Origin of the sequence: Flammeovirga kamogawensis (assembly GCF_018736065.1) — a bacterium.
Taxonomy (GTDB): domain Bacteria; phylum Bacteroidota; class Bacteroidia; order Cytophagales; family Flammeovirgaceae; genus Flammeovirga; species Flammeovirga kamogawensis.
In genome coordinates this window covers 1,169,507-1,192,828 of record NZ_CP076128.1, presented here as the reverse complement: position 1 = coordinate 1,192,828, position 23,322 = coordinate 1,169,507, and the positions used below count along the sequence as shown (strand labels likewise).

Sequence of the window (23,322 nt, the reverse complement as noted above, 5' to 3'; positions counted from 1 at the left end):
TAAGTATATTTTGTATGATAATTTTTCGTTGCTACAATTTGAGAATTTACGTCCAAATTTTTGGCAATAAAGATCACCATTTTACAAACGTTAGAATAAACAATTGGAAAATGGTGAATTTATATTATCAATAAATACCTATTTTTTGATTGGTGAAACTTTAATACCCATTAATAGAATGTCGTCAAGTTGTTGAGAAGACAAATTATTATTGGTATTCTTCCATTGCTCAAAAAAGTTTATAAAGGCGTTTTTCTGAGCTGCCATTGGTTTAGATGAAAGTAAATGTATCAGTTCTCTAAGACGTTTACTACCAATTTTTTTATCTTGGTCACCACCAAATTGATCTTGATAACCATCAGAGAAGAGGTAAAAACTAATTGGAGATTTTATAGGAATGATGTGCTCTTTTATAGAGATTTTTTTATTATCAGATCCTAAGCTTAATCGTTCACCTTTTAATTGGAATACTTTCTGTTGAGTTACAAAAACCAAAGGAATATGAGCACCAGCAAACTGAACAACATTTTTTGCTTTATCCCAAACCAAAATACCCATATCCATTCCATCTTTGATGTTAGAATCATCAGAAGATAGCATGTTTTGTAAATGGGTATGCATTTCTACTAAAATTTTACCTGGAGAAGTAATTCCTCTTAAACGTACAATTTGTTGTAGGTAACCGTCACCAATCATAGACATCATTGCACCAGGAACGCCATGCCCTGTACAATCTGCTACAACAATAATTACTTTATTTTCTTTTTTATTTTCAATTGCCCAATAAAAATCACCTGAAACCGTATTTTTTGGTTGATACATTATGAAATATTCTTCCAATAAAGAATCAAGAAGTTGCTTGGAAGGAAGTATAGTATTTTGTATTCTTTTGGCATAATTAATACTATCATTTAACCTTTTAGCCGTTTTCTCTATTTCTGTATTTTTTGTTTCAACCATGTCACGTTGTGTTAGAATTTCTTCATTTTGTTGTTCTAACTCTTCGTTTTTCTCAACCATATTATTGTTCATCACAACAAGTTTTTCAGATTGAGTGGTAATTTCTTCATTTTTTAAAGCAAGTTGATTTGCTTGTGTTTCTAATTCTTCCGTTTTTTCTTCTAATTCTGCTGTAGCTTCTTGTAGTTCTAGTGTACGTTCCACAACTTTTTGCTCAAGTGTTGCCTTTGCTTCAGCTTCTACTTGTAACATACGTTCTACAGCTATTTTTTTCTGATCTCTGTAAATGGCATATTTTTTACTTAAAGCAGTAAATAATAAGGTCACCATAATAATATCACCGTATTCTAATATTCTTGATGTAAGTAAATTATCGGCAACAATACCTTTCATTCTGCCTACAAAAAGAAGTAGTGCGCCTAAATATATAGTGAAAGAGGCCACATAATATCTAGAGAATTTATATCCATTTCTTAAAGAAATAATACCTAATGAAAGAGATAAAACTGTAAAAGGAATAGAAGTAGCAGTTACAATTTGTATTGCAGTATAATAAGGTAAAAATAAGCTACCAAACATTGCAATAATACCAATAGCTAATCCAATCATATTGGCCCTGTGTGTTTTAAGACCTATCTTAATTGTTTTTAAGAAGTAGAAATTAAACAACGATATACCAACCATCCAGATGCCAATAGAGAGCGGTGTTATTTTATTTGCTAAAAATGTATTTGTAGGAAATAAAAATTGGAAGGTATGCCCTGATAATGAAAAGGTAAATAATATTTTTGCTATAATAGGAATCGGGAAAAGAAGGTAGCTAATATCTTTGGTAGGAATGTAGGTAATTACACCTAACACTGCCATCATTAAAAGAATACCAAAGAAAAGGCCATAACCAACCTCATATTTTGAGTTGATTTCTGCAAATTTCCAAGGGCGGTACATACGTAATGGTATTTTAACAGAACCGTCCGTTTTTACTCTCATGTATATTGTTGTAATACCAGAGCCTTCTACCTTAACAGGGAAAATAAAATTATGATGCTGAAGTGGTCGATTTTTAAAATCAACATGATCTCCTGTTAATACATGATCTATCAGTTTCTCGTTTTTAACAGCAAAAAACTCTACTTCATCTAAAGGTGCATAGTTAATTTCTAATAGCCAATCTGGGCTCATTTGTTTGTTCTCATTTTCGAGATCAAATCTTACCCAATAGGTGTGTTTTCCATATTCAAAACTTACGTTTGTCGTATTATTCCAAGCAGTGAACTTCGAAAATTTAGGACTCGAAATCTGATCAAACTGTAGAGTGTTTGATTGATCGATATAAAAATAGGTTTTACTTGCTGCATTTACATACGGTACTTTTGGGGATAAAGTGAGCGTGTGTTCATTAACTGATGCAACAGAACATAAGGATATCATTATCCCTATAGTTATAAGTATGAATTTTTTCATTACGTAAGTAAAATGGAAGTTATATTATGAATTGTTCTGTTCTACTTTAAAGAGTGTTAAACAATATGTAGATTATATGTAATAATTCAAAGTAAATATATAAATATTTGATAAAGTATGTTACTCTGCGTTAGATTAGTACTTATTACGTAGTATTTAATAATTAATGACAAGTTTATTTTACTTCAATCCATCTTGTGAAATTTCTGTTCTAAAAGGACAGAAACACTTTACTCCATCTAAAGCATTTATTGTACTTCAAGAAGATTTGTACTTATTAATGTATTGGTTGTTACGAGGTGATGATATTTTATATACGAACCAAGTATTCAGTGATCAGCTGAAGAAGTCATTACTTTCCCTACATAAAGGAAAAGTAATGACTTCAAAAGAGATAAAGGAAGATAAACAGTTGGTTTTAGATACATATATACCTTGGGGTGATGCTCCGAATGTTGAGGTAGACCTGAAAAATATCAAACATAAATTTAAGAAACCTAAAATTTATAACGAGAAAGTTAAAGCCATTTATCATAGAATGTTTGGTTTTGATTTACTAAAAAAATGTATTGATAAAAAGATACCTAATGTCATTTCATTAAAAGATATTGGTGGCTTTTATACTGAGAAAAGTAAAGTACTACAATCAATTTCAAATTTATTTAAGGAAGGAGCGAAGGCCGTAGTTTTGAAATTACCATTTAGTTCTTCAGGTAGAGGACTTTTGGTTTTAAGGAGAGAAGAAATAACAAAAAGTGTAGAACTTTGGGTTGAAAGTGGATTGAAAGGTCAGGGGAGTATTTATGTGTCTCCTTGGTTAGATAAAACAAAAGATATTTCGTTTTTATTTTCTGTAAATAACAGGAAAATAACTTATCAAGGAAGTACCGTGTTTAGTGTGAGTTCAACAGGTCAATATCAAGGAGCGACATTAACTTTATTTGAAAATCAAATACCTTTTCAATTAAAAGATAGTATTACTTCAATTATTGAATTACTACTTTTAGAATTAAATTCAAATGATTTACTGTTGTCTATGCAAGGTAATATTGGTATTGATGCAATGCTTTACACAACTGATGATGGTATAGAAATGATTCATCCCTGTTTAGAAATCAATCCAAGAAATACAATGGGTCATGTTGCTTTAGCATTACAAAAAGTTACTGATTATAAAGGGCAATTTAGCATTTTATCAAAATTAGAATGTCCTGCTTTTGATGAATTTGAAGAAATGATGAAAAAAGAACATCCTTTAGAAATTAATAATAGAAAAATTGAAAAAGGTTTCTTTCCTTTGACAGATGTTCAAAATGCCAAGCAATTTTATGCTTATATTTTAGTGGAGTAATGAAAAAATACAGATTAAAACTATCTACCATAGACTTTAGATTTTTACAAAGTGTACTTTTAAAATTAGCAGAAGCATATAAGTACCAGTTACCTGAACATATAGAACATCAACTTTTAATGGAGTTGTACGATAGTAAGTTTAATGTTTCTGTAGTTGAGCAAGATTTACAAAAAACAATGATTCTACCAAGGTCAGTTGTTATGGCTTTACATACCTTGTTAAAAGAGATTCCACTAAATGGAGAGGCTAATATTATTCGTAATAATATGTTTAATGATTTAGATGTCTTTTTAGATACCCTTTAATTATACTTTTCTAAAAGTTCTTTTGCAAAATGATGGATGCTGTTCCGCATACCTACGTGAATTAAAGAATGCCCACAATTATCTAGAATATTCATTTTACTATTTAGTGTATTATTTTTTAAGCTAATAGCTGATGCAGCTGGGGTAACAAGATCATTTCTGCCGTGGGTAATGTAAATAGGAAATTGAAAGTTTGCTTTTTTTACTGCACTTTCTAGATCATCTTCTTGATTAATTCTTAAAGGGGTGTTGCTAAAATAGTGATGTTCAATTTTAGCACAAGCAATTGCTTCATTGGTAGCATTCCAATCATCAAACTCATCATAGATAGGATGGGGGTGTTCAGCTGTAAAAGCTTCCCAAAGTAACCACCTAGTAGCAAATTCTCTTTCAGTATTTTCCTGATGTAAATAGATATAATATATTTCTAATAACTCTTTTAAAGAAGAATGGTTAATACCATGATTTAAATCTGAAAAAATATCTGGGTACATTAATGGTGCTGTTGTGTGGAAGAGCCATTCAATTTCTTTTTTTTGACAATAGAAAATACCCCAAAGATTAAGCCCTCTTATGTGTTGAGGGAATTGCACACTATATGCTAGAGCAAGAGTAGAACCCCAACTTCCTCCAAAAATATACCAAGAGGAAACGTGCAAATATTCTCTAAGATATTCAATATCAGCAATGAGGTGGTGGATGGTGTTGTTTTTTAAAGTGCCAAGGGGTTTACTTTTACCGGCACCTCTTTGATCTATTCCAATTAAGCGGATATTAGAAAATGAAGAAAAAAGTTCTCTATAATCGTTACCTAAACCTGCACCTGGCCCACCGTGTAGATACAATACAGGGACACCCATTGGATGTCCCGATTGCTCAAAATATATTTCTTGACCATCTGTTGTGTTAAAATACCCAACATCATATGGTGTGTACGTCTTAATTTGGTTTAATTTCTTCGAGTTCATCAACTTCCATCGTCCATTCTTCCCAAGTCTCTGTAACCTCATCGAGATCTTTTTTAACTTGAGCATATATAGCATTTACTTCTGCTAATTTATCAGGATTTCCGAATATCTCAGGATTTGCTAATGAACTTTCTATTTCTTCTTTCTTTTCTTCTAGTTCCATTACCTTTTCCTCGGCATTTTCCATTTCAGACTTGGCTTTTTTGTATTTCTTTTGCCAATCTTTTAGGTCAATATTAACTACTTTCTTCGCTTTTTTACCTTTAGATTTAGGAGTACTTCCATTATTATCAAGTTTTTCTAGAAGCGCTTTTTCTTCATTTTGTCTTGTTTTCCATTCTTTCCACTCCAAGTAAGTACCTGGGTATTCTTTAAGTTGTGTATCTTCTATATACCAAATTTTGTTGGCAACTTTAGAAATAAAGTGTCTATCGTGAGATACCACTAAGTAGGTTCCCAAATATTGCTTTAGTGCTTGGATAAGAATATTTACAGAAGGAATATCAAGGTGGTTGGTAGGTTCATCAAGCATTAAGAAATTGGCTTCAGAAATCAATGTTTTTGCTAATGCAACTCTAGATTTTTCACCACCAGAAAGTACTTTGATTTTCTTGAAAATCTCATCACCATGAAATAAGAAACAACCTAAAATACCTCTTAATTCTTGTTCTGTTTTCTCAGAACCAGCTTGTTTTAGTTCTTCAAGAATTTCATTTTCTACTACTAAATCTTCTAATTGATGTTGAGCGTAGAAAGCTGTTATAATATTGTGACCTGGTTTTCTACTTCCTCTATCAGCGTCTTCTCGACCACTTATTAAACGTAATAAAGTAGATTTACCTTTACCATTTGCACCAATTAAGGCAACTTTATCACCTCTCATTAAGGTAACATTGGCATTCTTAAAAATCACTTTATTACCATAAGCTTTGTCAAAGTCTGTTATTTCAGCAATGACTTTACCAGGTTGTTGTTGGAATTTAAAGTCCATATTGATTTCAGGATTGTCACTGCGTACATCCTCAATAAGGTCCATTCTATCCAAATGTTTAACACGAGATTGTACTTGCTTGGCCTTAGAAGCTTTTGATCTAAAACGTTCAATAAATTTCTCAGTGTCTTTTATTTTCTTCTGTTGATTTTCGTACTCACTTTTTTGATGTTCAGCACGTACTTCTTTTTCTTCTAAATAGAAAGAATAATTACCAGAATAGGAGGTAAGTCTACCATTAGAAACTTCAACAGTTTGGTTAATTGCTCTATCTAAAAATTCTCTATCGTGAGATACTATAAGAACAGCACCTTCGTAAGAAGAAAGGTAATTTTCTATCCATTGTATGGAAGGTAAATCCAAGTGGTTGGTAGGTTCATCAAGCATTAGAACATCAGGTTTCATTAAAAGTAATTTACCTAACATTACACGCATTCTCCATCCACCAGAAAAACTATGAAGAGGTTGTTCTAATTCTTCGTTTTTAAAACCAAGACCAGCTAAAATAGCTTCAGCTTTAGATTTTATAGAATAACCATCTAGTGCTTCAAATTTTTCTTGAAGATCTGCTAGTTTTTCAACAAGCTCTTCTTTGTAATCTGTTTCCATTTCATGCAAGATCTCTTCCATTTGTTCCTGCATTTTGAGTACAGGTCCGAAAGCTTCCATTGCTACATGTAGAATAGAATCTTCGGTTTGGTATGAAAGTAAATCTTGATTTAAAAAACCAATTGTACACCCTTTAGGCATGGAAATTTGTCCTTCATCTGGAGTGTGATCACCATTAATTAGTTTAAGCAGTGTTGTTTTGCCTGCACCATTATGGCCTACTATTCCTATTCTGTTTTTGGGATAAACAGTTAAAGTGGCATTTTGGTACATTGTTCTACTACCAAAATGGAAGGAAACATTACTTATTGCTAACATGCTAAAAAATCTATAAAATTGGAGAATGGAAATACATTTTAGAAAAAAAGACCTATAACATGAATGCTATAGGTCTTTTATAGTATGAGAGGTTAATTACTTAACTTTCTCGATTACTGCTTTGAATGCTTCAGGGTGATTCATAGCAAGGTCTGCAAGAACCTTACGGTTCAATTCAACACCTGATTTATGAAGGTTACCCATGAATACTGAATACGACATATCACCGTACATACGAGTAGCAGCGTTGATACGTTGAATCCATAAACCACGGAAATTTCTTTTCTTTTGTTTACGACCAATGTATGCATAACCCCACCCTTTTTCAACAGTGTTTTTAGCAACAGTCCAAACATTTCTACGAGCACCGTAAAAACCTTTTGAGAACTTAAGGATTCTTTTTCTTCTAGCGCGAGACGCTACGGAGTTGACCGATCTAGGCATTTTTTTCTAATTTAATAAGTTTGTAAAACAATGTGGTTGATTTGATTCTGTGAAAAGCAGTGGCTTATAACCAAAGCATTTTTTTCACGTTCACAATATCAGCCTTGTCCACCTCACCCATCAAAGTTAGGTTACGCTTTTGTTTAGTCGTCTTCTTAGTTAAGATGTGACTTTTGTAAGCGTGCTTTCTTCTGATCTTGCCAGTTCCTGACAACTTGAAACGTTTTTTCGCTCCAGATTTAGTTTTAACCTTTGGCATTTTACCTTTCAGTTATTTAGAGCCTAAGCCCTAAAGGTGAAACATTTATTTTATTGTATGGTTACCTACGGCAGCCAATTAGCCCCGGTATGCCATTTACATTTTTTATTTATTTCTAAATAAAAAATGCACACCTGAAATAAATCAAGCGTGCAAATTTAATTAATTATATCGTAAGTTCAATACTCGATAACGAATATTTACTTTTTTGGAGCGTTTGGAGAAATAAACATGATCATTCTACGTCCTTCGATACGCATTGTACCTTCAACTTTACCATATTCTTGGATATTTACAGCAAAGTCTTTAAGTAACTGCTTACCTCTATCTTTGTAAATAATCGTACGACCATGGAAATGCACATATGCTTTCACTTTGTTTCCTTCATTAAGGAATTTGATTGCGTGCTTAGTTTTAAAGTCCAAATCGTGCTTATCCGTATTCGGACCAAAACGAATCTCCTTAACAACAGTTTTAGAGGCTTTCGCCTTAAGTTCTTTTTCTCTTTTCTTTTGTTCGTACTTGAACTTAGAGTAGTCTGTGATTTTGCAAACAGGAGGTTTAGCGTTTGGAGAAATTTCTACCAGATCTAATCCTAATTCATCTGCTTTACGAAGTGCTTCATCTTTTGAATATACTCCGTTTTCTACATTATCACCAACTAATCGAACTTCTCTGACTCTGATTTGGTGGTTGGTTCTATGAGAGTCTCTTGCCATCTAGGTCTGAATTATGTTAAAATATTCTATACATTGACAATAATAAACGTTGTACTCTATTTTTTTCTTTTAAATCTAGTACGCTGTATTAAAATTATCTTTACTATTTACAAATAGAACAACTAAATCACTTACATTTATACTATAAATAGATTAGCCGATCATACTATATCGCTAAGGTAACAACTTTATTACTGTTTTGATATATATTCTGCTATAAAAATCACAAAACCATAATTTTTTTATTTAAACACACAAACATTAACAAGATATGTTCTCACTAACTTCAAGAAAATGGCAGTATATATTGCTATTTAGCCTATTCTCAATTTCATGTGAAAAAGAAGAGAATACAGTAGTCCCATCAACTGCATCGAATAAAGAATACTTGGCCAGTTTAATGGATCAATGGTATTTATGGTATGATCAAATTCCAAATATCAACCCTGATAACTATAGCACACAAAATGATATGCTTGTGGCAATGCGTTATGAAAAAGATAAATGGAGTTATATAGAAGATAAAGCGGCCTATGAAGCCTACTATAATTCAGGTCAAGTAACAGAAGGAGACCAAGGTGCACATGGTATTTATTTAAAATACTATACAGAAAATGATCTATACATCAGGTATTCTTATCCTGGATCTAGTGCTGCTAATGCGGGTTTGTCGAGGGGTACTAAAATTAATCAAATTAATGGAGTAGATGTATCCTCTCTTTCTTCTGATGAGATAAATGCTTCTTTAGGAGATAATGTAATTGGTGTTACGAATACTTTTGGGATAACAATACCAGCTCGTATGACCTATGAGAATGGTGTTGAGGTCATTTCTCAACCTGCAAAAGATACGACTATTGTTATTGCTAAAGAAGCTGTAGTTATTAATCCAATTCTTCATTCAGAAATAATTACAACACCTAACAATGTAAAAGTGGGGCATGTGGTTTTTAAATCATTTATTGAACCTGCAGTAGAACCTTTAAATAATTTATTTGCTGATTTTAAAGCAAAAGGTGTATCAGAAGTGGTGTTAGATATGCGTTATAATGGTGGAGGTAGAGTAAGTATTGCTTCTCAGTTGGCAAGTATACTTGCTCCTTCGTCTGCAAAAGGTAAAGATTTATTTAGATATAGACATAATGATAAACAACTCGATCAAAATGAAGATGAAGTAGTAGAGATAGGAGAGAGCAACTTAAATTTAGATAGATTGTTTATTTTAACTACAGACGGTACAGCGTCTTCTAGTGAATTAATGATTAATGGTTTGAAACCTTTCATGGATATTCAAGTAATAGGTCTGAATACGTATGGGAAACCTGTCGGGAGTTATGGTTTTGAGAACAATGGTTTTATTTATTCTGTGATTTCTTTAAAGATTCTAAATGCAAATGATGAAGGAGAATATTTTGATGGCCTTCCTACAAATCAAGATGCAGAGGATAATGTTTTGTTTCATTGGGGAGATATTAGAGAACCAATGCTACATCAAGCATTATATATGATTCAAAATGGAAGTTATGATCAATCAGCAAGTACAGCAAGAATGCGTTTTGATGAAGTAAGTGAAATGAAGAATAAATCTTTTAAACTAAAAGAAGATAGAGAAATTGTTTTCGATCAAATTCTAGAAATTAAATAATAAAAAAGCGTTACACTCTCTAATTATTGAAGTGTAACGCTTTTTTTAAAGCTCTAATTCTATTGAAGGATCCCAATAAATGGCTTTCATATTCTGTATCTGATTATCTTTTACAACAATTCCTTCTGCTTCTAATTGAACCTGCATTGGGTTCTTTTCATCAAAATGATGTTTACCAGTAAGTAAGCCTTTTCTATTTACCACTCTATGTGCAGGAACAGTATCGTCGCCATGAGAAGCATTCATTGCCCAACCTACCATTCTAGCACTACCTTTTCTTCCTAAATAAGCACCAATTGCACCATAAGATGTTACTCTGCCTTTAGGAATTAATTTAGCCACCTCCCATACATCTTGGAAAAATGATGACTTATCATTATTCTCCTGCTGACTCATTTTCTTTTACCAAAATCTGATTATATGTAGCTTTATATATGGATTGTCCATATTGCTTCACCCAATTTAGAATATCCTCACCGTTATTAGTACTGTATTTTTCATATTCTATATCTAAAGCGGTTGCTCTTTTTTTAATTTCATCTTCAATTAAGGGTAAATTTTGAGACATGTTTTGTGATAAATTTTTTAGTTCAGCAATACTTGCTTCAGCAGCTTCTCTAGCATTTTTTTCTACTCGTTTTCTTTCATCCAAGTATTCTGTGCCTAATAGTTTATCAGCAGTCATTTCAATCGAATCTGCTTGAGCATCAAAATTAGCTTCAAAATCATCTCTCTTTTTTTGCTCAATTATGGCTAAATGTTCAGTAATTTCTTTAGTATATCTGTTTGCTAGCTCAGTAATTTGTTCTTTTTCAAAGATGGTCATGGAATTCCAAGATTTGCCAACGTAACACTCCCATAAAAGGGTGTCTTTTGGTTCTAGCATTAATCTTTCTAAAACTTGGTCTTTATTGGCAAGTTCTTGTGCCGAAACAAGGTGAGATAGTAATAGTGCAGTAAATAAAAATAAACTATATTTCATTCGTATTTTTGATAAATTAGATGGGGGTCTTTTTAAAAAAGTACCTGTTTATGTTTTCTAAACAAAAATTTGACCATTATATTCATATAATTATCATACGCATTCTAAAAAATCTGCGAATAATGAAAAGAGAACAGAAAGAAGGGGCGTGCGAATTATGTAATAAAATATCATTACTCACCTTTCATCATTTAATACCTAAAAGTACACATAGAAATAAGTGGTTTAAAAAGAAATTTACACTTGAAGAAATGAGAACTAGAGGGATCAATATTTGTCGAAAATGTCATAGTCATATTCATAAAACCTATTCTGAAAAAGAATTGGGGAGGAATTTTAATACTTTAGAACTAATCTTAAAAGATGCGCCTATTATGAATTATGTAGAATGGGCAAAAAAACACTGAAAATGATTACAAAAATTAATTATATACTCATATCAATCTTTTTATTAGGAACAAGTAGCCTTTTTGGGCAAGATGTAATGCCAAAACCAAAAAGAACACTCATTATAGGTGGTGCATTAGGTTCTTATAGAGGGGATTTGTCGCCTAGTTATTCTAAAGTAAACGGAGGAGCAAATATTGGAATTGTTTTTAATAAAAAGAAAAGGTTTGATTTACGTGTAGACCTTAGTTACTTGTATTTACAAGGACAGAAGTTAAGAAGTTCTGATTATGTACCACCATTAACAGAGCCATTCCCAAACGATTATTTTCAGTCTCATACTTTAAATACAAGTATTTCTGTAATGTATAATATCATAAATAAAAGGAATTTTAAATTATATATAGCTCAAGGAATAGGGGTATTTTATTTTAATCCTATGGACGAAAATGGAGAAGAATTAATTGATAATATTTCAGACAATAGAAACGGGATTTATGAGACAAGAAATGAGAATGAGGTTTATTCTAACTTTGCTTTTTCTATGCCAACTAGGTTTGGAGCTACATATTACTTAAAAAACAACTTTGGGGTAGGGCTAAGCTGTACATTTACAAATCCCTTTACAGATTACCTAGATAATGTTTCAGATTTTGGTAATGTAAAGGGAAATGATAATGCAATGTCAATTAACTTTAATTGTTTTATACCTTTATCTTATTCAAAAATTAAGAAGTAATTATTTATCTATATTTTTTAAATTATTATTCTCAATTTTTCTATAAAAACAAGATTTACGAGCTTTTCCGCTTGAATTTTTAGTATGACAGGCTCCACTACCGACCATTTTTACTTTATATAGAAGTGAATCTTGATCACAATCCGTTAATATATCTACAATTTCTAGGTAATCTCCAGAGGTCATACCTTTGGTCCATAATTCATTCCTAGATGTGCTCCAAAAAGTTGCTTTGCCTAACTCTAATGTAGTATCAAGTGCTAATTTATTACACCAGCCTTGCATAACTATTTCCATAGAATCTACATCTTGTACGATAACAGGTACCAGACCACCTCTTTTATCAAATTGAATATCAATAGCAGTTCCTTCTTCTAATACTTTCTTATTCATGAGTTTCGTATTGTAGTTTGAAATGTTGTTTCGGCTGTTTTTGTCTAAAAAAACACAATCCAATATGGAATAAGTCAACAGAAATACCAATTGCCTCATCTTTTATAATTGTAAACCATGCTTTTTTCATTTCTTTAGACCAATAGATGTCGTCAAATATGAAAAGAGTATTTTCATGAGCAAACTTTTTACAGCGCTCAAAGTAATCTATTGTAGGGTCAAATTTATGATTGGCATCGAAATATACAACATCTAATTGAGGTAATTTTTTAATAGCACTTTCCAATAAATCATCAATATTTCCAGTTAATGACGTGATATTTGTATTTGGAAACTCATTAAAAATGTTCTGAGCTTCCACAGAAATACTTTTTGACCCCTCAATAGTAACTGTAGAAATATCTTTGGCAGCTGTGCTTAAATACAATGTAGATATCCCTAAAGATGTACCTAATTCTAAAATATTTTTGTATTTATATCTAGAAATCAACTCAAAAAGAAAAGCACCCGTACGTTCAGAACAAAGTGATGTTTTTGCAATACTTTTTATAGATCGACTTTCAGAATTATTTTTTCTTGAGCCTGCTCCAAGATCAGTTACTTTTATTTTTGTATCGTTTCTTAATAATTGTTGCCTTTTTTCTTCTATTTTATCAAAAATATAATATTTCTTATTGGGCTCAATTGCTTGAGTATAAAGGTCATAAACAAATGGGGAGTGAAGCCCATGTGCATTACCTGCTTGAAATTTATACTTTATAAAGTCTAAAACTTGCATATACCTGTATGTTATAGTTCATTATTCCGCACTTTAGATTATCTTTGCGCGGATTTAATGCAATATTTATTGCAAATATGTAGAAAGAATTAGTCTTCTGAAATAAGAATATTTATATCAATGGGATTGAAATGTGGAATCGTTGGATTACCAAATGTTGGTAAGTCAACTCTTTTTAATGCTTTAACAAGTGCAGAAAATGCTGAATCAGCTAACTTTCCTTTCTGTACAATCGACCCTAACGTAGGTGTTGTAGTCGTTCCTGACCCAAGAATGAAGGTCTTGGAAGAACTTGTTAAACCGCAAAAATCTTTGCCGACTGTAATAGAAATCATGGATATTGCAGGTTTGGTAAAAGGAGCAAGTAAAGGTGAAGGTTTAGGAAATAAATTCTTAGCCAATATACGTGAGGTTGATGCAATCATTCACGTAGTTAGATGTTTCGACGATCCAAACATTATTCACGTTGCCGGACAAGTAGATCCTGAAGAAGATAAATCAGTAATTGATATGGAGCTTCAGTTGAAAGACTTGGAATCTGTAGAGAAAAAGTTACTGAAGAACACTAAAATGGCTAAAACAGGAAACGCTGAGGCGAAAAAAACTGTGGCTGCTTTAGAAAAATTCAAGGCGCATTTAGAGTCTGGTGAAAATGCTAGATCTATTGAAGCTACTGAAGATGAGTGGGAAGAAGTTGCTGACTTAATGTTATTAACTGGAAAGCCTGTAATTTACCTTGCAAACGTAGACGAAGAGAGTATCCATGAGGATAATGACCTTGTGAAACGTATGAGAGAAATTGCGGACTCAGAAAATGCAGAATTAATAAAAGTTTGTGCAGCAATTGAAGAGCAAATTTCATCTTTAGATGATGATGAGGAAAAAGAAATGTTCTTAGATGAGTATGGCTTAAAAGAATCTGGTTTAGATCTTTTAATTCGTGCATCTTATAAACTTCTTGATTTAGTAACTTACTTTACTGCAGGTGAAAAAGAAGTGAGAGCGTGGACAATTCATAAAGGTTGGAAGGCACCTAAAGCTGCAGGTGTTATTCATACAGACTTTGAAAAAGGTTTTATTCGTGCAGAAGTGATTCATTATGAAGACTATGTAACTTATAAATCTGAATTAGCTTGTAAAGAAGCAGGTAAGCTTTCTGTAGAAGGTAAAGATTATGTTGTAGAGGATGGTGATGTAATGCACTTCCGTTTCAATGTATAATTATAGATAAAATACAAAAGGATCCCACTATTTTTACTAAAGTAGTGGGATTACTGTTTTAATGTGAAAAAGGGTTTACTATTTATAATCGTCTTACTGATAGTAGTAATAATTTGTTCAGTATCAATAAGAAAAAAAATAGGATATGCTGTTCATGGTATAGATGTGTCTTATTACCAAGAAGATATCAATTTTGAAAAAGTAGTGAACGATGGCTTTTCTTTTGTTTTTATGAAAGCATCAGAAAGTCATTCTTTAAAAGATAAACAGTTTGATAGAAATTGGGGAAATGCAGCTAAATCTAATTTAGTTAGAGGGGCTTACCATTTCTTTAGAGCAGATAAAGACCCTGTTCATCAAGCCAATTGGTTTGTGAGACATGTAAAGCTAGAACCAGGTGATTTACCGCCAGTTTTAGATTTAGAAACAACGGAAGGGATCTCAATTGGTACCGTTAGAGAAAGGGCTAAAGTTTGGTTAAACCTTATAGAAAATCAATATAAAATTACACCTATTATCTATACCAATTTATCGTTTTACGAAGATTACCTACTTGGTCGAGAGGCGTTCGAAAAGTACCCTGTTTGGATAGCTGCTTACAGTTCTTTTACTCATCCAAAATTGTCTGATAAATCAAAAAAATGGATATTTTGGCAATACACAGATAATGGCAATGTAAAAGGTATTAGGGGTGATGTAGACTTAAATGTGTTTGATGGTACGTTAAATGATTTAAAACGTTTGTGTATTCAAGGTAAATACAATTTAGAGCCTTTAAATAAGACAACACCAAAATCATTACCTCAAATAGGTAAAATGAAGTAAAAAAAGTATGTTTAAATTCGATTTACATCTATTTACTTCGTATTTTCGCATACAATTATTTGACAAAAATAGAAATAGAAATATATATTGATGGATAGTGTTCAAGTTAAAAAAGATAAGCCCACTGTACTATACGTAGACGATGAACAACAAAACTTGGTGTCTTTTAGAGCAGGTTTTAGAAAAGTCTACAAAGTGTTGATCGCAAATAGTGGTGACGAAGCTTTGGAAATCCTAAAGGAAGAACATAATAATATTAGTGTTGTTATTTCCGATCAGCGTATGCCTAAAATGACAGGTGTAGAGTTGTTTGAGGAGGTAAGAAAATTATATCCAGATATTATGAGAATTGTACTTACTGGTTACAGTGATGTACAAGATATCATAAACGCGATCAGTAAAGGTGAGGTGTATAGATATATTACTAAACCTTGGAATAGAGACGAATTAATGGTGACTATTGATAATGCCATTGAAGCGTTTAATTTAAAAGTAGAAAACAGACGTCTATTTTCATCTTTACAAGAAGCAAATGAGCATCTTGAAGAAAAAGTAAAAAGTAGAACAAAGGCACTACAAGTTCAGAACGAAGAGTTAATAGAACTTGATGGTGAAAAAAATCATTTGATTGGTATTGTTGCTCACGATTTAAAAAGCCCTCTAAGTCAAATAGGAGGTTTAATTGAATTAATGAAATTTGATATGGATACATTCTCTTCTGAGCAGAAAGAATATATCACTATGATACAACAATCTATCAATAAGCAAGAAGAGTTGATCACTCAAATTTTAGATTTAAATGCTTTAGATTCTAAAGCGTCGAATTTAAATATTGTACCAAGAGATATATCAAAAGCTGTAAAAGATAGTGTTGAACGTTTTGAGCTTACTGCTAAGAAGAAAAATATTACGTTTGATTTAGATGTAAAAGAAAAACTTTTTGCAGCTGTAGACGAAACTTATTTTGGACAAATTTTACAGAATTTGATCTCTAATGCAATCAAATTCTCAAATAATGACACTAACGTTAAAGTGTTCTTAGTTGAAGGAGAGAAAACTCTTCAGGTGCATGTGAAAGATAATGGGCCTGGCTTAAATGAAAACGATAAGAAGAAATTATTTGGAAGATTTCAAAAATTATCTGCTCGCCCTACAGGAGGAGAACATAGTACAGGTTTAGGTTTATCTATTGTTAAGAAAATGGTAGAAGACATGAACGGTAAAGTTTGGTGTGAATCTGTAGAAGGTGAAGGAGCAGATTTTGTGATTGAATTTAATAAGGTTGAGGCCTAAAAAATGAATACAATTTCTGAATAGAATAATTAAATCTTTATCAATTATGAAAACATAAGTGGTAAAGATTTAGTTTTTTATAAAGTTTTGAACAAATTAATATTCTTTCTGTTTGAAGGACAGAAGAAAAAATATAAAGATGAAAAAAGGCGTATTACTCGTTAATCTTGGAACTCCTGATAGCCCTAATACAGGAGATGTTAGAAAATACCTGAGAGAATTTTTGATGGATGAAAGGGTGATTGATATTCCTTTCTATCAAAGATGGCCTTTGGTGAATTTAATTATTGCTCCTTTTAGAGGACCTAAATCTGCGGCTGAATATAAAAAGGTTTGGACAGAAAATGGCTCACCATTACTCTATTATGGTTTAGAAAGCCAAAGATTATTGCAAGATAAATTAGGAGAGGGGTATCATGTTGCTTTAGGTATGAGGTATCAAAACCCAACACTTAAAAGTGCCTTGATGGAGTTAAAACGCAATGCAGTATCAGAAATTGTTGTAGTACCTTTATTTCCTCAATACGCGTCTGCAACTACTGGTTCTGTAACTCAAAAAGTAATGGAATTAGTAAAAGGGTGGCAAATTGTACCGGACGTAAGTTTTGTACAACATTACCATAGACACCCTTTATACATTAAGACTTTTGCAGATATAGGAAACAAATATTTGCGTGCAGAAAAGTTTGATCATGTAATCTTTAGTTTTCATGGACTGCCAGAACGCCAAATTATAAAAGCAGGAATTGATTCTTGCTGTAAACTTAGAGGTGAAAACGGTTGTGTAAAAAAGGCTTACTCTAGAAATACATTCTGCTATCGTTCTGCTTGTTTTGAAACAGCAGATTTAATAGCAAAAGAATTAAGCTTAAAGGATACGGATTATAGTGTTTGTTTTCAATCAAGATTGGGGAAAGACCCATGGATTCAACCTTATACTGAAGATACTATTATTGATTTGGCCAAGAGTGGAAAGAAAAGCGTATTGGCATTTTCTCCAGCCTTTGTGTCAGATTGTTTAGAAACTACAGTTGAAGTTGGTGAAGAATATAAAGAGATTTTTGAAGAAAACGGTGGTGAACATTGGCAATTAGTAGAAAGTCTAAACGATCATCCAATGTGGATTAAATGTTTAGAAGACCTAGTAAAAGGCAATGAGGCACATGTTCCAGAATTAGATGCCTAATCTTTAAATTCAATGTTAATATTAAGATTTTTATGCTCAGCTTTAAAAGCGATCATTTGAGTCTTTAGAGTGCCCTCAGTAATTTCTGATGAATTGGAAGTTGCTGAGGATTTTATTTCATTGATACTTTTAACAAAAGAAAGATCTTTTAAAAGTTCTTTCACAAGATTTGCGTTCTTATCATCTTCAATTGAAATTAAAAACTGTTTCATAATAAATTGAAATTTAATTAAAATGTTAACCTAATAACATTACGGAAATCAGAACTTTCTGTTTATCTTAGAAAACTATATTAATAACTTCGACAGTTTATTAACTTTAATTAGAAAAATAAAAAATGTCAGACCATACGAAATATAAATTTTTAAAATTTATTTTACGTACCCATAAATCAATAATATCTGAAAGAGAAGAGTGGATCAGAAAACTCAAAAAAAAGTTAGATAAAAACCTCCCTTTCTTCGAATTAATTATCGGTGCATTAGCATTTATCTCTTTAGTGTATACGCAAGGATTTAATTTAACAGAATTAGAAATTATTAGTTGGATTAAATACGACAGGTGGATTGTGACGTTTTATGCATTCCTAATTATACTGAAGTTATTATTAGTGAAAGATAAAGTCTTCTCAAAGGAGCATTTTATGGATATTGTTTTTCTATCCATGATTTTAGGAATACTATATTATAGATTATTTATACTTCATAATTATGATCATCCAGTATATCACAACCTAGGCTGGGATGCTTATATAATTATTGTTCAGGTGATAATGATTATTGCGAGTTTGGTCTCGTTGGCAAACAATAGGTCATATTGGTTGTTTTTTACTGCAAATAGTACAACAATGATTATTGGGTCGTTACTAATAATTGTTGTGTTAGGTACTATTCTTCTAAAATTACCAGAGTGTACTAATCAGCCAATTACATGGGTAGATGCATGGTTTACAGCAATGTCTGCCGTTTGTGTAACTGGATTAGCTCCATTTAATATTGCAGAGGTATTGACATTTAAAGGGCAACTAATTCTTATGTTTCTTTTTCAAATTGGAGGCTTAGGAGTAGTGTCATTAACTACTTTTATAGCACTTACTATTCAGAAAGGGGTAAAAACTAAAGAAGAATTTGTAATTCAAGACATGATGGAGTCAGAAAGTATAAGTTCATCTGCATTAATATTAAAGCGTATTGTTTATATCACTTTAATAGTAGAATTGATAGGTGCTGTCTGTTTATTTTTTGCGTGGAGTGATCTAGACTTACTTTTTAGTGACCTTGTTTTTAAATCTATTTTTCATTCTATTTCAGCATTTTGTAATGCGGGTTTTTCTAATTTCCATGATGGCTTACAAGATGAAAGGTTATCCGTAGATTGGTTTTCTGGAACAATCATCATGTTGCTTATTGTGATAGGTGGTCTCGGCTTTAGAACATATCATGAAGTTTTAAGAAGAAAACAGAAATATCAGCGCCATTTGTCTTTACAATCTAGGCTATCATTACAAGGTACTGCAGTATTAATAGTTGTTGGAACTATAGGAGTGTATCTTACTGATATCTCTTTTTGGAATGAAAAATCATTTTCAGATGGGTTATTGCAAACACTTTTTACGAGCATAACATGTCGTACAGCTGGTTTCTCTGTGGTTGAAATTGGAGATTTATCAGTGGCAACAATCATGATGATGATTCTTTTAATGTACATAGGTGGAGCGCCAAACTCAACTGCAGGTGGGGTAAAAGTGACAACTGTATATGTTTTATTGAAATATTTTTTCGCTCAAATACGAGGAAATGATCATGTGCATGTTGGATGGAATACAATTAAAGAGGCTAGTATTCGTAGAGCCATAATTGTATTTATGATGTCTATAATGCTATCCTTCATTTCTCTTTTTATTCTTACTATCTCAGAAGCAGGAGTTCCGCCTGAAGATATACTTTTTGAATATTTTTCTGCATTAGGTACTGCAGGATTATCAAGAGGAATTACAGGAGAATTATCTGTTTTAGGTAAGTTTTTAATTTCATTTGTAATGTTTAGTGGTAAAATCGGTTTGTTTACTTTAGTTTCATTGTTAGGTGAAAATAACGATAACTTTAAATACCGCTATCCAGAAGCACAAATATTAGTAGGTTAGATGAAAAAGATTAATAAAAGGTTTGTTTTAATAGGAATGGGCGCTTTCGGTATCGAAGTAGCCAAATCTTTACGAAACAACAATGAAGATTTATTGATAATTCTTCATAATGATTATGATAACTCAAAAGACACGAGAGATGGCTTAATTACATTGAAGCGTTTGCGTGAAATGGGGTTTGAATATCTTTATGAAACAGATACTACAAATCCATTAGCTCTCAAAAAGCATATCAAAAGTACAGATATAATAATACTATCTCACGGTAAAAACTTTGAGACAAAACTATTAACCATTGAAGCACTTAAAGAACTTGGGGTTGAAGAAATTTACGCTAGAGCCACTCGAGATATGCATGCAAAGGTGTTGAATAAAATGGATATATCTAGAGTGATTTTTCCGGAGAAACAAGAAGGGAAACGTTTTGCTTTAGAATTGATGAATAAATCATCTGTTAAGGCAATGGACGAAGTTGCTCCTGGTGTATTTATTTGTGAAATGAGAATCCCGAAAGAATTTTTAGGAGAAAGTGTACGTAAATTACGTTTCAGAGATAAATTCCATGTATCAGTAATTTGCCTTAAAGAATTAATTCCAACAGGAAAATTTGATGATAGAGGAGAGGAATTGGCAGATGAGAAAGTATACATTCAAGACTTTAGAGATGTCACCCTATGTGAAAATCACACTTTAGTAGTAGCTGGTGGTAAAGATAGACTAAAAGGTGTAACCGATTTAGTTGTTAAAGATTAATGTATTGAATATAATTTTAGAAGTTCAGCTTCTAATTTTTGGAACTGTTTGTCTCTATCATAAAAATTAAGGCAAGCAGTTCTTCCATTTTTACCCATTTTGTCTCTCTCAATATTATTTTTACTTAGCTGAATGATGTTGTTTTCAAGTAATGTATATTCATTTGGTAAGGAAGTTAAACCGCAGTAATGTTGTTTAACAATTTTTGCTCCTTCACCATCACCATGAAATAAAATAGGAATACCTATACTCATACTTTCATATAACTTTGCAGGGAGCGTTCCTTTTACATAATTTTTTTGAGAGATTATAGCAGCATCGTATTGAGTTAAAATACTGTGTACCTTATTATAAGGCACTGTAGAGTGTAAAATTACATTACTTAATTGGTTTAAAGAGATGTGCTTTTTTATCTGATAGAACTCTACTCCATTTCCATAGATATGAAGATTGGTATTTATTGATTTAAAATCTACTTTTTTGATTAAATCTAAGATGCCATGTGCCACACCTAAAACTCCCATATAAACTAGGTTAAAAGAAGTAATTTGTTGTAGATTCTTTTTATCTGAAGGGCTAAAACGATTTGTGTCAGTGCCAATTCTGTAAACCATAGAAGTTTTAAACCCAATAGCTTTAATATATTTTTTTGATTCATCTGATTGAGTTAAGATCATATCAGCATTTTTATAGTAATATTTTTCTAATTTATGTAAGAGCTTATAGGCAAAAGAATTACGTTTTATACTATTTAAATTGACCATTGCTTCAGGCCATAAATCAGAAACATTGAGAATTAACTTTAAACCAAATCTCTTTTTTGCAATTACACCAAGTAAAGGTAAGCTAATAGGAGGTGTTTGGACAATAACCGTATCAAACTTATTTTCTTTTAAAAAGGATAACGATGTAAACATTGAAATAAACATTGTAAACATGCTGATCAACCTTAAAATAGGATTGTTTTTTTGTGAAGGTATTAACCAATGCCTTTTAACAGGAATAGAGTTGATAACTGTATCACGTTTAAATTTAAACCAATCAGCAGTTGTTAATTTACCTGTAGGATAGTAAGGGTGAGATGTGAAAATATGCACATCATGTCCCTTTTCCTTAAATTTTAAAGCCATATGCTCATATTGATGAGGAGCCGCTCCAAAATCAGGGGGATAACAATGTGTGATGATACAAATTTTACGTTTTGAACCGTTTTCTAAAGTATCGACTATTTTATTTCTATTATTTGATTTTAAAATCATTAATTCTTCACTCACAAAACCTAACGGTCAACTTCTCCCATTACAACATCAATAGATCCTATAATAGCAATTAAATCAGATAAAAGAACACCTTTTGAAATTTCTTCTAAAACAGATAAGTTACAGAAAGAACAAGCCCTCGCTTTTACACGTTCCGGAATATCAGATTTTCCATTTGTTCTAAAGAAAAAGCCAAGTTCTCCTTTAGGGTTTTCTGCTCTACTATAAAAATCCATAGCCTTAGGCCTAATTTTTTTAGGAACTAATGCTTGTGGATCAAATGTTCTATCCCTTTTATGATCTGTAGTTAATTGAGCTAAACATTGTTTCATAATCTTAAGAGATTCCCAACATTCTTCCACACGTACATTGGTTCTATCCCAACAATCGCCAACTGTACCCATTTTACCTTCACCAATAGGGATATTAAAATCAAGTTCTGGATAGACAGAATAGCCATCGACTCTTCTTAGATCATGAGCTAAACCAGATCCTCTTAATACAGGACCAGAAGTACCATAATCAATAGCAAGATCTAAAGGAAGAACACCCACATTTGCAGTTCTTTCAATAAAGATCTTATTGTCCATTACTAATTCTTTAAGCTCTTTTAATTTAGGCTCAAAGTAAGTGATAAACTCAGCACATCTTTCTTCAAAACCTACGGGAAGATCGTAATATAGGCCACCAACCCAAATATAATTATAGAGCATTCTAGCTCCAGAAATCCATTCTAAAAGTCTTAAAATATGTTCACGGTCACGCATCATCCATAAAAATGGAGTAGTAGCACCTATATCTAGGCCATATGTACCAATAGCAACAAAATGAGAAGCTAATCTATTTAGTTCAGCAACCAAAACACGAATATATTCAACACGTTTAGGTATTTTCTCAGATATTCCCATCATCTTCTCAACACCCATAGCAAAAGCATGTTCAGAATTTATTGCAGCCATATAATCCATACGATCTACGTAAGGAATAATTTGCTGGAAATTTAGATTTTCTGCATGTTTTTCAAAGCAACGGTGAAGATAACCTAGATGAGGAGTGAGATCTACAACATATTCTCCATCAGTTAACACTTCTAATCGAAGTACACCGTGTGTAGAAGGGTGATGGGGCCCAAGGTTGAGGACCATCTCTTCTGTTTTTAATTTAGAAGGATCATAAAAATTCTCAGAAGAGTTTTTTAAATGATTTTCTTCAAACTGATATTGAATTTGTCTTTTTTCCATAAAGTTGTTTGTACTTCGCTATCCCAAAATTGATAGTTTTATATCAATTATTCAAGAAAATAGGGGAAGAGCTATTAAGATTAAAA

The 23,322-nt window shown here is 32.0% G+C and carries 24 protein-coding genes; 11 read left to right on the top strand and 13 right to left on the bottom strand.

The genetic code is table 11. The features are described 5' to 3' along the window. Positions 1-138: 138 nt before the first annotated feature. Complete coding sequence (locus KM029_RS04765) at positions 139-2,391, bottom strand: 7TM-DISM domain-containing protein (protein ID WP_158631159.1); 2,253 nt, start codon at positions 2,389-2,391, stop codon at positions 139-141. A gap of 199 nt (positions 2,392-2,590) precedes the next feature. Between KM029_RS04765 and KM029_RS04760 the strand changes: the two genes are divergently transcribed. Together KM029_RS04760 and KM029_RS04755 are read left to right on the top strand one after the other, a co-directional pair. Further along, complete coding sequence (locus KM029_RS04760) at positions 2,591-3,775, top strand: hypothetical protein (protein WP_144075626.1); 1,185 nt, start codon at positions 2,591-2,593, stop codon at positions 3,773-3,775. Further along, positions 3,775-4,083: a hypothetical protein gene (locus KM029_RS04755; RefSeq protein ID WP_144075625.1), complete on the top strand. Its 309-nt coding sequence runs from the start codon at positions 3,775-3,777 to the stop codon at positions 4,081-4,083. The genes KM029_RS04760 and KM029_RS04755 overlap by 1 nt, the downstream gene beginning before the upstream one ends. Here KM029_RS04755 and KM029_RS04750 read toward each other — a convergent pair. From KM029_RS04750 to infC, 5 genes are all read right to left on the bottom strand, one after another. After that, positions 4,080-5,051, bottom strand: a complete 972-nt coding sequence (locus KM029_RS04750) for an alpha/beta fold hydrolase (protein ID WP_215586352.1) — start codon at positions 5,049-5,051, stop codon at positions 4,080-4,082. The genes KM029_RS04755 and KM029_RS04750 overlap by 4 nt on opposite strands. Continuing rightward, complete coding sequence (locus tag KM029_RS04745) at positions 5,023-6,969, bottom strand: ABC-F family ATP-binding cassette domain-containing protein (protein WP_144075623.1); 1,947 nt, start codon at positions 6,967-6,969, stop codon at positions 5,023-5,025. Before KM029_RS04745 ends, KM029_RS04750 begins: the two co-directional genes overlap by 29 nt. A 96-nt stretch (positions 6,970-7,065) precedes the next feature. After that, the gene (gene rplT, locus KM029_RS04740) at positions 7,066-7,413 is read right to left on the bottom strand and encodes a 50S ribosomal protein L20 (RefSeq protein ID WP_144075622.1); all 348 of its coding nucleotides are present in this window, start codon (positions 7,411-7,413) and stop codon (positions 7,066-7,068) included. 64 nt (positions 7,414-7,477) lie between these two features. Continuing rightward, positions 7,478-7,672 carry a 50S ribosomal protein L35 gene (rpmI, locus tag KM029_RS04735; RefSeq protein ID WP_126612586.1) on the bottom strand — a complete coding sequence of 65 codons (195 nt, stop codon included), beginning with the start codon at positions 7,670-7,672 and terminating at the stop codon, positions 7,478-7,480. 200 nt (positions 7,673-7,872) lie between these two features. Continuing rightward, positions 7,873-8,391 (bottom strand): translation initiation factor IF-3, encoded by a 519-nt coding sequence (gene infC / locus KM029_RS04730; RefSeq protein WP_144075621.1) that lies wholly within the window; start codon positions 8,389-8,391, stop codon positions 7,873-7,875. 271 nt (positions 8,392-8,662) lie between these two features. Here infC and KM029_RS04725 point away from each other — a divergent pair, with 271 nt between their 5' ends. Beyond that, entirely contained in the window at positions 8,663-10,036 is a 1,374-nt protein-coding gene (locus KM029_RS04725; RefSeq protein WP_144075620.1) for a S41 family peptidase, read from the top strand. A gap of 45 nt (positions 10,037-10,081) precedes the next feature. On the opposite strand, the gene KM029_RS04720 is transcribed toward KM029_RS04725, so the two are convergent. Both KM029_RS04720 and KM029_RS04715 read right to left on the bottom strand, forming a co-directional pair. Then, the gene (locus KM029_RS04720; protein WP_144075619.1) at positions 10,082-10,432 is read right to left on the bottom strand and encodes an MGMT family protein; all 351 of its coding nucleotides are present in this window, start codon (positions 10,430-10,432) and stop codon (positions 10,082-10,084) included. Next, positions 10,413-11,018 carry a hypothetical protein gene (locus KM029_RS04715; protein WP_144075618.1) on the bottom strand — a complete coding sequence of 202 codons (606 nt, stop codon included), beginning with the start codon at positions 11,016-11,018 and terminating at the stop codon, positions 10,413-10,415. Before KM029_RS04715 ends, KM029_RS04720 begins: the two co-directional genes overlap by 20 nt. Before the next feature lie 122 nt (positions 11,019-11,140). On the opposite strand from KM029_RS04715, the gene KM029_RS04710 reads away from it, so the two are divergent. Both KM029_RS04710 and KM029_RS04705 read left to right on the top strand, forming a co-directional pair. After that, a complete protein-coding gene (locus tag KM029_RS04710; protein ID WP_144075617.1) occupies positions 11,141-11,425 on the top strand; it encodes a hypothetical protein in 285 nt (94 codons plus the stop codon). Between the two features lie 2 nt (positions 11,426-11,427). Continuing rightward, on the top strand, positions 11,428-12,144 hold the full coding sequence (locus tag KM029_RS04705) for a hypothetical protein (protein ID WP_144075616.1): 717 nt from the start codon (positions 11,428-11,430) through the stop codon (positions 12,142-12,144). On the opposite strand, the gene KM029_RS04700 is transcribed toward KM029_RS04705, so the two are convergent. Together KM029_RS04700 and KM029_RS04695 are read right to left on the bottom strand one after the other, a co-directional pair. Further along, the gene (locus tag KM029_RS04700; RefSeq protein WP_144075615.1) at positions 12,145-12,537 is read right to left on the bottom strand and encodes a phosphoribosyl-AMP cyclohydrolase; all 393 of its coding nucleotides are present in this window, start codon (positions 12,535-12,537) and stop codon (positions 12,145-12,147) included. Further along, positions 12,530-13,315, bottom strand: a complete 786-nt coding sequence (locus KM029_RS04695; protein WP_144075614.1) for an O-methyltransferase — start codon at positions 13,313-13,315, stop codon at positions 12,530-12,532. The genes KM029_RS04700 and KM029_RS04695 overlap by 8 nt, the downstream gene beginning before the upstream one ends. 120 nt (positions 13,316-13,435) lie before the next feature. Between KM029_RS04695 and ychF the strand changes: the two genes are divergently transcribed. The 4 genes from ychF to hemH all read left to right on the top strand — a co-directional run bounded on the left by ychF (position 13,436) and on the right by hemH (position 17,840). Continuing rightward, positions 13,436-14,536, top strand: a complete 1,101-nt coding sequence (gene ychF / locus KM029_RS04690; RefSeq protein WP_144075613.1) for a redox-regulated ATPase YchF — start codon at positions 13,436-13,438, stop codon at positions 14,534-14,536. Between the two features lie 63 nt (positions 14,537-14,599). Continuing rightward, a complete protein-coding gene (locus KM029_RS04685) occupies positions 14,600-15,361 on the top strand; it encodes a glycoside hydrolase family 25 protein (RefSeq protein WP_144075612.1) in 762 nt (253 codons plus the stop codon). A 90-nt stretch (positions 15,362-15,451) separates the two neighbouring features. Further along, entirely contained in the window at positions 15,452-16,654 is a 1,203-nt protein-coding gene (locus KM029_RS04680; protein ID WP_144075611.1) for a hybrid sensor histidine kinase/response regulator, read from the top strand. Between the two features lie 139 nt (positions 16,655-16,793). Beyond that, positions 16,794-17,840: a ferrochelatase gene (gene hemH / locus KM029_RS04675; protein WP_144075610.1), complete on the top strand. Its 1,047-nt coding sequence runs from the start codon at positions 16,794-16,796 to the stop codon at positions 17,838-17,840. On the opposite strand, the gene KM029_RS04670 is transcribed toward hemH, so the two are convergent. Next, on the bottom strand, positions 17,837-18,052 hold the full coding sequence (locus KM029_RS04670; RefSeq protein ID WP_144075609.1) for a hypothetical protein: 216 nt from the start codon (positions 18,050-18,052) through the stop codon (positions 17,837-17,839). The two genes, hemH and KM029_RS04670, sit on opposite strands and share 4 nt — an antisense overlap. Before the next feature lie 125 nt (positions 18,053-18,177). Between KM029_RS04670 and KM029_RS04665 the strand changes: the two genes are divergently transcribed. Then, positions 18,178-19,983 (top strand): TrkH family potassium uptake protein, encoded by a 1,806-nt coding sequence (locus tag KM029_RS04665; RefSeq protein WP_144075608.1) that lies wholly within the window; start codon positions 18,178-18,180, stop codon positions 19,981-19,983. Beyond that, a complete protein-coding gene (locus KM029_RS04660) occupies positions 19,984-20,736 on the top strand; it encodes a potassium channel family protein (RefSeq protein ID WP_144075607.1) in 753 nt (250 codons plus the stop codon). Here KM029_RS04660 and KM029_RS04655 read toward each other — a convergent pair. Together KM029_RS04655 and KM029_RS04650 are read right to left on the bottom strand one after the other, a co-directional pair. Beyond that, a complete protein-coding gene (locus tag KM029_RS04655; RefSeq protein ID WP_144075606.1) occupies positions 20,733-22,010 on the bottom strand; it encodes a glycosyltransferase family 4 protein in 1,278 nt (425 codons plus the stop codon). The genes KM029_RS04660 and KM029_RS04655 overlap by 4 nt on opposite strands. Before the next feature lie 5 nt (positions 22,011-22,015). Next, a complete protein-coding gene (locus tag KM029_RS04650; RefSeq protein WP_144075605.1) occupies positions 22,016-23,236 on the bottom strand; it encodes an NADH-quinone oxidoreductase subunit D in 1,221 nt (406 codons plus the stop codon). Between the last annotated feature and the right edge of the window lie 86 nt (positions 23,237-23,322).

What these genes read in the sequence shown, in the direction of transcription:
- KM029_RS04765 (WP_158631159.1), bottom strand. Translation starts at nt 2,391, where the DNA reads ATGATATCCTTATGTTCTGTTGCATCAGTTAATGAACACACGCTCACT.
- KM029_RS04760 (WP_144075626.1), top strand. Translation starts at nt 2,591, where the DNA reads ATGACAAGTTTATTTTACTTCAATCCATCTTGTGAAATTTCTGTTCTA.
- KM029_RS04755 (WP_144075625.1), top strand. Translation starts at nt 3,775, where the DNA reads ATGAAAAAATACAGATTAAAACTATCTACCATAGACTTTAGATTTTTA.
- KM029_RS04750 (WP_215586352.1), bottom strand. Translation starts at nt 5,051, where the DNA reads ATGAACTCGAAGAAATTAAACCAAATTAAGACGTACACACCATATGAT.
- KM029_RS04745 (WP_144075623.1), bottom strand. Translation starts at nt 6,969, where the DNA reads ATGTTAGCAATAAGTAATGTTTCCTTCCATTTTGGTAGTAGAACAATG.
- rplT (WP_144075622.1), bottom strand. Translation starts at nt 7,413, where the DNA reads ATGCCTAGATCGGTCAACTCCGTAGCGTCTCGCGCTAGAAGAAAAAGA.
- rpmI (WP_126612586.1), bottom strand. Translation starts at nt 7,672, where the DNA reads ATGCCAAAGGTTAAAACTAAATCTGGAGCGAAAAAACGTTTCAAGTTG.
- infC (WP_144075621.1), bottom strand. Translation starts at nt 8,391, where the DNA reads ATGGCAAGAGACTCTCATAGAACCAACCACCAAATCAGAGTCAGAGAA.
- KM029_RS04725 (WP_144075620.1), top strand. Translation starts at nt 8,663, where the DNA reads ATGTTCTCACTAACTTCAAGAAAATGGCAGTATATATTGCTATTTAGC.
- KM029_RS04720 (WP_144075619.1), bottom strand. Translation starts at nt 10,432, where the DNA reads ATGAGTCAGCAGGAGAATAATGATAAGTCATCATTTTTCCAAGATGTA.
- KM029_RS04715 (WP_144075618.1), bottom strand. Translation starts at nt 11,018, where the DNA reads ATGAAATATAGTTTATTTTTATTTACTGCACTATTACTATCTCACCTT.
- KM029_RS04710 (WP_144075617.1), top strand. Translation starts at nt 11,141, where the DNA reads ATGAAAAGAGAACAGAAAGAAGGGGCGTGCGAATTATGTAATAAAATA.
- KM029_RS04705 (WP_144075616.1), top strand. Translation starts at nt 11,428, where the DNA reads ATGATTACAAAAATTAATTATATACTCATATCAATCTTTTTATTAGGA.
- KM029_RS04700 (WP_144075615.1), bottom strand. Translation starts at nt 12,537, where the DNA reads ATGAATAAGAAAGTATTAGAAGAAGGAACTGCTATTGATATTCAATTT.
- KM029_RS04695 (WP_144075614.1), bottom strand. Translation starts at nt 13,315, where the DNA reads ATGCAAGTTTTAGACTTTATAAAGTATAAATTTCAAGCAGGTAATGCA.
- ychF (WP_144075613.1), top strand. Translation starts at nt 13,436, where the DNA reads ATGGGATTGAAATGTGGAATCGTTGGATTACCAAATGTTGGTAAGTCA.
- KM029_RS04680 (WP_144075611.1), top strand. Translation starts at nt 15,452, where the DNA reads ATGGATAGTGTTCAAGTTAAAAAAGATAAGCCCACTGTACTATACGTA.
- hemH (WP_144075610.1), top strand. Translation starts at nt 16,794, where the DNA reads ATGAAAAAAGGCGTATTACTCGTTAATCTTGGAACTCCTGATAGCCCT.
- KM029_RS04670 (WP_144075609.1), bottom strand. Translation starts at nt 18,052, where the DNA reads ATGAAACAGTTTTTAATTTCAATTGAAGATGATAAGAACGCAAATCTT.
- KM029_RS04665 (WP_144075608.1), top strand. Translation starts at nt 18,178, where the DNA reads ATGTCAGACCATACGAAATATAAATTTTTAAAATTTATTTTACGTACC.
- KM029_RS04660 (WP_144075607.1), top strand. Translation starts at nt 19,984, where the DNA reads ATGAAAAAGATTAATAAAAGGTTTGTTTTAATAGGAATGGGCGCTTTC.
- KM029_RS04650 (WP_144075605.1), bottom strand. Translation starts at nt 23,236, where the DNA reads ATGGAAAAAAGACAAATTCAATATCAGTTTGAAGAAAATCATTTAAAA.